The organism is Mycolicibacterium llatzerense, assembly GCF_000878195.1.
GTDB lineage: Bacteria > Actinomycetota > Actinomycetes > Mycobacteriales > Mycobacteriaceae > Mycobacterium > Mycobacterium llatzerense.
The window spans coordinates 104,903-113,824 of sequence record NZ_JXST01000020.1 but is presented as its reverse complement, the minus strand read 5'-3'; the positions used below and the strand labels follow the sequence as shown (position 1 = coordinate 113,824).

The window sequence follows — 8,922 nt, the reverse complement described above, 5'->3', positions numbered from 1 at the left end:
GGTGTCGTCGGCGGCGTCGTCTACCTCAACAAGGACTCCAAGTCCTCGTCGGCGACGGCCTCGGCATCGACCGAGAGCTCGACGGCCCCGGCGCAGAACCCGCCCGCCGACGGCAAGCTGCCGCCGTTCGTGGCGCCCGCCGGCCTCGGCGAGAACTGCCAGTACCCGGCATCGTCGGAGCAGGCCAGCAAGAAGGTCAACCCGCCGCGCACCGGCAAGATCCCGACCACCCCGGCCACGGTGACGGCCAGCATGAGCACCAGCCAGGGCAACCTCGGGCTGACGCTGGACAACGCCAAGGCCCCGTGCACGGTGAACAGCTTCGTCAGCCTCGCGCAGCAGGGCTACTTCAACGACACCCCGTGCCACCGACTGACCAAGGGCGGCCTCGACGTCCTGCAGTGCGGTGACCCGACCGGCTCCGGCATGGGCGGCCCGGGCTACCAGTTCGCCAACGAGTACCCGACCAACCAGTACCAGCCCGACAGCCCCGCGCTGAGCCAGCCGGTCGTCTACCCGCGCGGCACGCTGGCGATGGCCAACGCCGGCCCGAACACCAACGGCAGCCAGTTCTTCCTGGTGTACCAGGATTCGCAGCTGCCTCCGGGCTACACCGCGTTCGGCACCGTCGACGCCACCGGCCTGGCCACCCTGGACAAGGTCGCCCAGAACGGCATCGAGGGCGGCGCCGGCGACGGCAAGCCCGCGCAGCCGGTCAACGTGAAGTACATCCAGCTGGACTGACAGCTTCGCGTCGAGGCCCGGTCACCGATCACGGTGGCCGGGCCTTCTTCGTTGTAGGTCCTGCGCGGACCCCGTCGCGGTGGAATCATGCGCATCGTGGCGAACACCAAACCGCAGACCATCTCGTATCCAGCGCCCGGCTCACGGCCGAACCGTCATGAGGATGTCGCCGTCGATCCACACGTCATCGTGCTGTTCGGTGCGACCGGAGATCTCGCCAAACGCAAGCTGCTGCCCGGCCTGGCCTATCTGGACCAGTCCGAACTGGCACCTGACATCCAGATCGTCGGGACTTCGTTGGAGGACCTGACCGTCGACGAGTTCCGCGCGCTGGCGAAGGAGGCGATCGACGAGTTCGGCAGCCATCACTTGACCGACGAGCAATGGGAACGGTTCGCCGCGACGCTCACCTACGTCCCGCAGGGCGCCGGACCGTCTGGACTGGCGGCAGCGGTGGCCGCGGCGGAAAAGAGGCTGGGCCCGAATGTGCGCCGGCTGCACTATCTTTCGGTGCCGCCGAAGGCGGCGCGCGCGGTGATCGCGACGCTGGACGAGGCCGGCCTGGTCGAGCGCTCGCGCGTCGTGATGGAGAAACCGTTCGGTACGGACCTGGCCAGCGCGGTCGAACTGAACGACTTCGTCCACGAAACTTTCGACGAGGAACAGATTTTCCGCATCGACCACTTCCTGGGCAAGGAAGCCGCGCAGAACATCCTGGCGTTCCGGTTCGCCAACGGTCTGTTCGAGCCGATCTGGAACCGCAATTTCATCGACCACATCCAGATCGACATCCCCGAGATGCTCGGGCTGGACGCGCGCGCCAACTTCTATGAGAGCACCGGCGCCTACAAAGACATGGTGGTGACCCACCTGCTGCAAGTGATGGCCTTCGTGGTGATGGAGCCGCCGACGGCACTGGAGCCACGGGCCATCAGCGAGGAGAAGAACAAGGTATTCCGGTCGATGCTGCCGATCAAATGCTCCGACGTGGTCCGGGGCCAGTTCACTGGCTACCGCGAACTCGACGGCGTATCAAGGGATTCCGATACCGAGACGTTCATCGCGCTGAAGGTTCGCGTCGACAACTGGCGCTGGGCCGGAGTCCCCATCTACCTGCGCACCGGCAAGAAGATGGCCGAAGGCATGCGCATCATCTCGATCGCGTTCAAAGAGGCCCCGCGCACCATGTTCCCGTCGGGCTCGGGCGTCGGCTCCCAAGGACCCGACCACCTGACCTTCGACCTCGCCGACAACTCGAAGGTATCGCTGTCGTTCTACGGCAAGCGACCGGGTCCGGGCATGAAGCTGGAGAAGCTGTCGATGCAGTTCTCGGCCGGGGAGGCCGACGGCGCCGATCAGGTGCTGGAGGCGTATGAGCGGCTGATCCTGGACGCCATGCGCGGGGACCACACACTGTTCACCACCGCCGAGGGCATCGAGTCGCTGTGGGCGAATTCGGCCGCACTGCTTGAGGATCCGCCGCCGGTCAAGAACTACCAGCCCGGCACCTGGGGCCCCAACGCCATTCACCAACTGGTCGCACCCAACGCCTGGCGGCTGCCGTTCGAACGGGGTTGGCGGGAGGCCAAGAAGAAGTAGGCGGCGCTCAAGCCAGCGGAGTGGCAGCGGCCTGCTCGAGCTGCAGGATGGCCGCGTCGACCATTGTCTGGATGATTTCGCAGGTGCTGAAATCGCTCATCCACAGATGCGGGGTATCGGTGCGGTGCAGCATCGCCACGCCGTGCAGCGCCACCGATAGCGCCGCGGCCACGCGCTGCGCGTCGGGACCTGGCTCGGAGTCAGGGTCCATGCCACCGGCGGCCAGCAGCCCGCGGGTCACCACCTCGAGGGCCTGACGCGCCGACGGGGTGATCTCGTCGACCTTGACCATCAGGACGTACCGCAACGGAAAGCGTTGGGCGAAAGCGACATACGCTCGGCACCCGAGCAGCAGCCGCTCGCGTCGCGTCTTGCCACTGGGCACCTGCTCGGCGATGTCCCGGCGCACCTGGTCCCAGCTCAACTCCGCGACAGCGGCCAGCACGTCCTCGCGGCTGTCGAAGTGGGCGTACACCGACATGTTGGAGATGCCGGCTTCGCGCGCGATGCTGCGCAGCGAGACCTCGTTGGTGGACGCGGACGCGTCGACCACCCGGATCGCGGCTGCCAGGATTTCGTCGCGCAGCAGTGCGCCTTGTCCTCGCACATTCCGCTGCCGTGTCGACCCTGCCATGCCTTCACCCTAATCGCCGCTGCCTGGCGAGGTGTGATGGTCGCCACCGCACCGTAACTATACATGCGTATACATACGGTCGTATGGTGCTTTTCATGAACTGGTTGCTCAAGGCTGCGCGGCGCAGCTGGGTGCTGCTGACCGTTGTCGCGGTCGTCACGGTCGGGGGTTTCATCATCGACCGCTTCCACGGCGTGTTCGGCAGCCAGCAGTCCGCCGAATCCCGCACGGACAACATCGTTTCCACGATCCCGAAGTACGTGACGTACGAGGTGGACGGACCGTCGGGCACCTCCGGGATGATCAGCTACGTCGATGAGCGGGCCCAGCCGCAGCAGGAGCGCTTCACCTCACTGCCCTGGTCGAAGACGCTGACCACGACGGTGCCGAGTGTGTTCGCCAACCTCGTCGCACAGGGTGACAGCAACCGGCTGACCTGCCGGATCACGGTCAATGGCGAACTCCGCGACCACCAGGCCGCCGAGGGCGCATCGGCGACCACCTTTTGCCTGGTGAAAGCAGCATGAGCGGCCAGCACAGCACTCGCGGCGGCTATCCCCGACTGATCCGCATCCTGTCGGTGCCGATCATCCTGATCTGGCTGGCTGCCACCGCGGCCACCAATCTGCTGGTGCCCAAGCTCGAAGTCGTCGGCGCGAACAACGCCGTGTCCCTCTCCCCGCAGGATGCGCCGTCGGTTATCGCGACCAAGCACATCGGCACCAAGTTCGGCGAATTCGACTCGGACAGCGTGCTGATGATCATCATCGAGTCGGACCAGGCGCTCGGCGATACAGCACGGCAGTACTACGGCGATCTGGTCCAACAGCTGCAACGGGACACCACCCACATCGAGCATGTGCAGGACTTCTGGGGCGACCGCATCACCTCGGCGGGGTCCGAGAGCGAAGACCACAAGGCGGCATACGTCCAGGTCAACCTGCGCGGCGACCAGGGATCCACGCAGGGCGTCGAATCCGTCGACGCGGTACGGCACATCGTCGATCGCAGTCATCCACCGGTCGGTGTGAGAGCCTTCGTCACCGGTCAGGCGGCCCTGGTGGCCGACACCAATGAAGCCGGCGACAAGAGCATGGTCAAGATGACCGTGGTGACGCTCGTCGTCATCGCCGTGATGTTGTTGGTCGTATACCGCTCCCTCGCAACGACATTCATCGCCCTGCTGGTCGTGCTGACCGAGATGAGCATGGCCCGCGGGCTGGTCGCCGTGCTGGGTCACATCCACGCCATCAGCCTGTCCACCTTCGCGGTCAGCGTGCTGACCGCCCTGGCGATCGCCGCCGGCACCGACTACTGGATCTTCTTGGTCGGCCGGTATCACGAAGCCCGCAGTGCCGGCGAGGACCGGGTAACCGCTTACTATTCAACGTTTTCCAGCGTCTATCACGTCATCCTCGGCTCCGGGCTGACCATCGCCGGCGCCATGATGTGCCTGTTGTTCACCCGGCTGAACTACTTCAACACGCTGGCCCTGCCCTGCGCGACCGCAATGATCGTCATCCTGGTGATGGCGTTGACATTCGCACCCGCGGTGATGGTCGTCAGCACCCACTTCGGCTTGCTGGACCCCAAGCGCGCCAACAAGACCCGCGGCTGGCGCCGCGTCGGCACCGCCGTGGTCCGGTGGCCCGGGCCCATCCTGGTCGCGGCCACCGCTGCCGCGCTGGTCGGCGTGCTGGCCCTGCCCGGATACCGCACCAACTACGACAACCGCTTCTACGTGCCGAAAGACGTGCCGTCCAACATCGGCTATGCGGCCGCCGAAAAGCATTTCACCTCAGCGCGAATGAACCCCGACATGCTGATGGTCGAAGCCGACCACGACCTGCGGAACTCCCGGGACATGCTGGTGCTGGACCGGATCGCGAAGAACATTTTCCGGGTGCCGGGCATCGCGCGGGTGCAGAGCATCACCCGGCCCCTCGGACCGCCGATGGAACACGGCTCGGTGCCGTTCCAGATCAGTGCCCAGGCCGTCTCGATGAACGAGAACCTGCAGTTCATGAAGGCTCGGCTCGGCGACATCCAGACCATGACCGACCACCTCACTTCGATGATCGGCATCATGCGGCACATGCACGAACTCAGCGTGCAGCTGGCCGACGCCACGCATGCTGGAGATGTTGCCGCACAGGATATGTCGGCCACCACCGCCGAATTGCGCAACCAGATCGCCGATTTCGACGACTTCTTCCGGCCGCTGCGGAACTACTTCTACTGGGAGCCGCACTGCTTCGACATTCCGATCTGCCACGCGATGCGCTCGGTGTTCGACGCCACCGACGGCTTCGACCGGCTCGCCGACAACACCAAGGCGCTGTCCGACGCGATGGGCAAGCTCGACACGGTGACACCGCAGATCGCCGCTCAGCTGCCGCCGATGATCAGCCTGTCCTCCGACGTCCGCGATCTGATGCAGACGATGCGCAGCACCTTCGACGGCATGGTCACCCAGATGGAGCGGATGACCGACACCGCCGCGGCCATGGGCCAGACGTTCGACGACGCGAAGAACGACGACATGTTCTACCTGCCGCCAGAGGCGTTCAGCAGCCCCGATTTTCAGCGCGGAATGCAGCTGATGCTGTCCCCCGACGGCAAGGCGGCGCGCTTCATCGTCACCCATGATGTGGATCCGGCCACCCTGGAAGGCATTTCGCACGTCGACGCCGAGTTGCAGGCCGCCAAGGAAGCAGTCAAAGGCACGCCACTGGCCAGTGCGAAGTTCTACCTGGGCGGTACCGCCGCCACCTACAAGGACATCCAGCAGGGTGCGCACTACGACCTGCTGATCGCGGCGCTCGCGGCCATCATCCTGATCTTCGTGGTGATGCTGTTGATCACCCGGGCGCTGGTCGCGTCGATCGTGATCGTCGGCACCGTGGTGCTGTCCCTCGCCGCGTCCTTCGGCCTGTCCGTGTTGATCTGGCAGTACTTCCTGGGCATCGAGTTGCAATGGCTGGTGATCGCCATGTCGGTGATCGTGCTGCTGGCCGTCGGGTCCGACTACAACCTGCTGGTGGTGTCCCGCTTCAAGGAAGAGATCGGCGCGGGTCTGCGCACCGGACTGATTCGTGCCACCGGCGCCACCGGCGGCGTCGTCACCGCGGCCGGGCTGGTGTTCGCGTTCACCATGATCTCGATGATCGCGAGCGACCTGCGCTCGGTCGGCCAGATCGGCACCACGATCGGGCTCGGCCTGTTGTTCGACACCTTCGTGGTGCGCTCCCTGATCACCCCGTCGATCGCGGCGCTGCTCGGACGCTGGTTCTGGTGGCCCCTGAAGGTCCGGACCCGCCCTGCCCGCACCGCTCAAACCGCTACCACAACACCGGAATTGGAGATGGCATGACATCCCACCCCTTCACCGACCTGATCACTGTCACCGCCGTCGATGCCGGTACGTTCACCGCCAACATCGACACCAGATGGACCATCGGCCCCAAAGTGCACGGCGGCTGCATGATGGCGGTGTGCGCCGCAGCCGCGCGGCGCAGCGTCCCCGACGCCGCCGAACTGGCACCGATTGCGTTGAGCGCCAACTACCTCAGCGCACCTGACCCCGGCGAGGTCCAGCTCAGCACCACGATCCGCAAACGCGGCCGGCAGGTGAACCTGGTTGAGGTGGAGTTGTCCCAACGGGGCCGTGTCGCCGTCACCTGCACGGTGACGCTGGGGCCGCTCGATGCCAAGCCACCACGCCACCAAGTGCCGCTGGCTGTCTCCAACATGCCGGTCGAGCCGCCAGCTGACGCCGTATTAGTCACGCCCGACCATCCCCTTGGGCACGTCGTCCACGTGGCGCAGGGCTGCGACATGCGCCTGGACGCCGCGACGCCGTTCCTCACCGGGTCCGAAGGCGAACCCGTCACTCGGATATGGTTGCGTCCCTTTGCTTCCGACGAAGCCGACCCGGATGCGGCCATGCTCTTCGCTCTGATGGCCGGCGACATCACACCCCCGGTCACCATGAACCGCGGGCACTTCGGGTGGACGCCGACGGTCCAGCTGACCACCTACCTGCGCCGTCGGCCGACACCCGGTTGGCTGCGCGTCATGGCCAGTTCGACCGTCGTCGGCGACAGCTGGTTCGAAGAGGATCACGTCATCCTCGACGCCAACGGCCAGGTGGTCGTGCAGAGTCGACAAATGGCAATGCTGCCGTTGGGGTCGTGACCCCTACGGCAGCATTGACGTGATCAGTACGCAGAAACCGCGTTCTCTGCGACCCAACGCTTTTCAGCGTCGGAGCCCATGGGCGGCGGAATCAATCCGTTGATCATCCAGAGGTCCTCGCTGGTCTCGTCCACATGGAACTCCCAGTGCAGGTTGTCGCGACCGTCCAGGTATGGACTCAGGATCGCCTTGACCCAGTGCGCAATCCGGTTGCGGTGTTCTTTGTCTGCGGCGCGGCGGGCGATGTGGTCGATGACCACCCGCAGCGCGACATCTGTTTGTTCACCGCCGACATACATTTCGCCCGAACGGGTTTCGTTGAAGATGACGACGACGTAGAACCGCGGCAGCCCGGCCTTCTCGTAGTGATCAGTGATCCGGGACGCCAACTCCCGCTTATCCTCGGCGGTGAAAAAGTCCGGTGTGTGGTGAATGGTCCACAGCGGCATGGCTTTTCACACTGCCATCGCGAAGGTCAGGTTCTCGACCGGGCCCGACAATGCTGACTTGACGCCCACCGAGACGTCGTCGGCCAAGACCTCGACCGCGCCGGATTCCAGGCCGTCGAGGATGCGCGTCGCGATGTCGACGGCAGTGGTCTTGGGTCCAGGGATATCCGCGGCCATATCGGTCTCGATCAATCCAGCGTGAACGCCAACCACCTGCGTGCCTTGACCAGCGAGCTCGCCACGCAGCGAGTTGGTGACCGACCAGATCGCCGCTTTGGAGGCGCCGTATGCCGCGCTACCCGCAACCCACGACAGCACCGAGTGCATGTTGACCAGGGCGCCGCCGCCGTTGGCCGCCAGGATCGGCGCGAAGGCCCGAGCCACGCGCAGCGGCCCGAAGACATTGATGTCGAAGGTGGCCTCGATATCGTCGAAACCACCGGTCAGCAGAGAGCCAGGCAACAGGATGCCGGCGTTGTTGAACACGATCTCAGCGTCCAATGCGATGTCCGCGAACGCGGCGACCGACTCCGCCGAACGCACTTCGAGTTCGACGGGGACGACCTCCGGTCGTTCGTCAGTGAACGACGACCGACCCGTCGAGTAGACCTTGCGCGCCCCCCTGGCCAGCAGTTCGTCGACCAGCGCGGCGCCCAGACCCCGTCGACCACCGGTCACCACAACTACTTTGCCTGCCACTGCGACCATCTTGACCACTCTCCCTTGCTGAATAACGAAGTCGTTACTAAGATGGAAGCACGGATGTCTGAGTAACGCAAGCGTTATCCAAAAAGAGGGTGTGATGGAGTTCGAAGAACGACTGCGTGACCGGCAGTGGACGATCGGCGATGGCTGCTCGGTGGCCAAGCTGCTGGATCTGCTCAGCACCAAGACCGTTTTCCTCGCTGTCCGCGAAAGCCTTTTCGGCACAACACGATTCGAAGACTTCGTCGACCGGATCGGGACGTCGGCGCCCGCGGTGTCCCGCGCCCTCAAGCAGTTGGAAGCTGCGCAACTGATGGTCCGGGTGCCTTATCAGGAGCCCGGCAAGCGCGTCCGAGACGAGTACCGACTGACCGCGGCCGGAGAAGATCTGCTGCCGGTGTACCTCGCGATGAGTCAGTGGGGCGACAAACATCTGCAGAACGGCCGAGGCCCGCTCTGCTTCGTCGACCGCGAATCCGGAAACCAGGTTGGCGTGATCGTCACCGATGATCCAAATGCTGCCACCGTTTCCGCAGGTGACATCGAGATCCGGGCCAACCGGTAGCGATCTTTGCCTGTTCCGGAATCAGCAAC

General features: G+C 64.9%; 9 protein-coding genes. 6 read left to right on the top strand and 3 right to left on the bottom strand.

Annotation, left to right across the window (positions count from 1 at the left end):
- A partial coding sequence (locus tag TL10_RS15650) for a peptidylprolyl isomerase (protein ID WP_043986286.1) occupies positions 1-744 on the top strand: 744 nt, incomplete at its 5' end.
- A 96-nt stretch (positions 745-840) separates the two neighbouring features.
- Positions 841-2,343 (top strand): glucose-6-phosphate dehydrogenase, encoded by a 1,503-nt coding sequence (gene zwf / locus TL10_RS15645; protein ID WP_043986308.1) that lies wholly within the window; start codon positions 841-843, stop codon positions 2,341-2,343.
- Between the two features lie 7 nt (positions 2,344-2,350).
- Here zwf and TL10_RS15640 read toward each other — a convergent pair whose 3' ends face one another.
- Positions 2,351-2,977, bottom strand: coding sequence for a TetR/AcrR family transcriptional regulator (locus TL10_RS15640; RefSeq protein ID WP_234711456.1), 627 nt, complete (start codon positions 2,975-2,977; stop codon positions 2,351-2,353).
- 95 nt (positions 2,978-3,072) lie between these two features.
- On the opposite strand from TL10_RS15640, the gene TL10_RS15635 reads away from it, so the two are divergent.
- The 3 genes from TL10_RS15635 to TL10_RS15625 are packed head-to-tail and all read left to right on the top strand — an operon-like array spanning position 3,073 to position 7,174.
- Positions 3,073-3,504 (top strand): MmpS family transport accessory protein, encoded by a 432-nt coding sequence (locus tag TL10_RS15635; RefSeq protein ID WP_043986306.1) that lies wholly within the window; start codon positions 3,073-3,075, stop codon positions 3,502-3,504.
- On the top strand, positions 3,501-6,350 hold the full coding sequence (locus TL10_RS15630) for an MMPL/RND family transporter (protein WP_043986284.1): 2,850 nt from the start codon (positions 3,501-3,503) through the stop codon (positions 6,348-6,350). Before TL10_RS15635 ends, TL10_RS15630 begins: the two co-directional genes overlap by 4 nt.
- Positions 6,347-7,174: a thioesterase family protein gene (locus TL10_RS15625; RefSeq protein ID WP_043986283.1), complete on the top strand. Its 828-nt coding sequence runs from the start codon at positions 6,347-6,349 to the stop codon at positions 7,172-7,174. The genes TL10_RS15630 and TL10_RS15625 overlap by 4 nt, the downstream gene beginning before the upstream one ends.
- 23 nt (positions 7,175-7,197) lie before the next feature.
- On the opposite strand, the gene TL10_RS15620 is transcribed toward TL10_RS15625, so the two are convergent.
- Together TL10_RS15620 and TL10_RS15615 are read right to left on the bottom strand one after the other, a co-directional pair.
- Positions 7,198-7,623: a tautomerase family protein gene (locus tag TL10_RS15620; protein WP_043986282.1), complete on the bottom strand. Its 426-nt coding sequence runs from the start codon at positions 7,621-7,623 to the stop codon at positions 7,198-7,200.
- Between the two features lie 6 nt (positions 7,624-7,629).
- On the bottom strand, positions 7,630-8,331 hold the full coding sequence (locus tag TL10_RS15615) for an SDR family oxidoreductase (RefSeq protein WP_043986305.1): 702 nt from the start codon (positions 8,329-8,331) through the stop codon (positions 7,630-7,632).
- Between the two features lie 94 nt (positions 8,332-8,425).
- On the opposite strand from TL10_RS15615, the gene TL10_RS15610 reads away from it, so the two are divergent.
- Positions 8,426-8,893 (top strand): winged helix-turn-helix transcriptional regulator, encoded by a 468-nt coding sequence (locus TL10_RS15610; RefSeq protein WP_043399150.1) that lies wholly within the window; start codon positions 8,426-8,428, stop codon positions 8,891-8,893.
- Positions 8,894-8,922 lie beyond the last annotated feature (29 nt).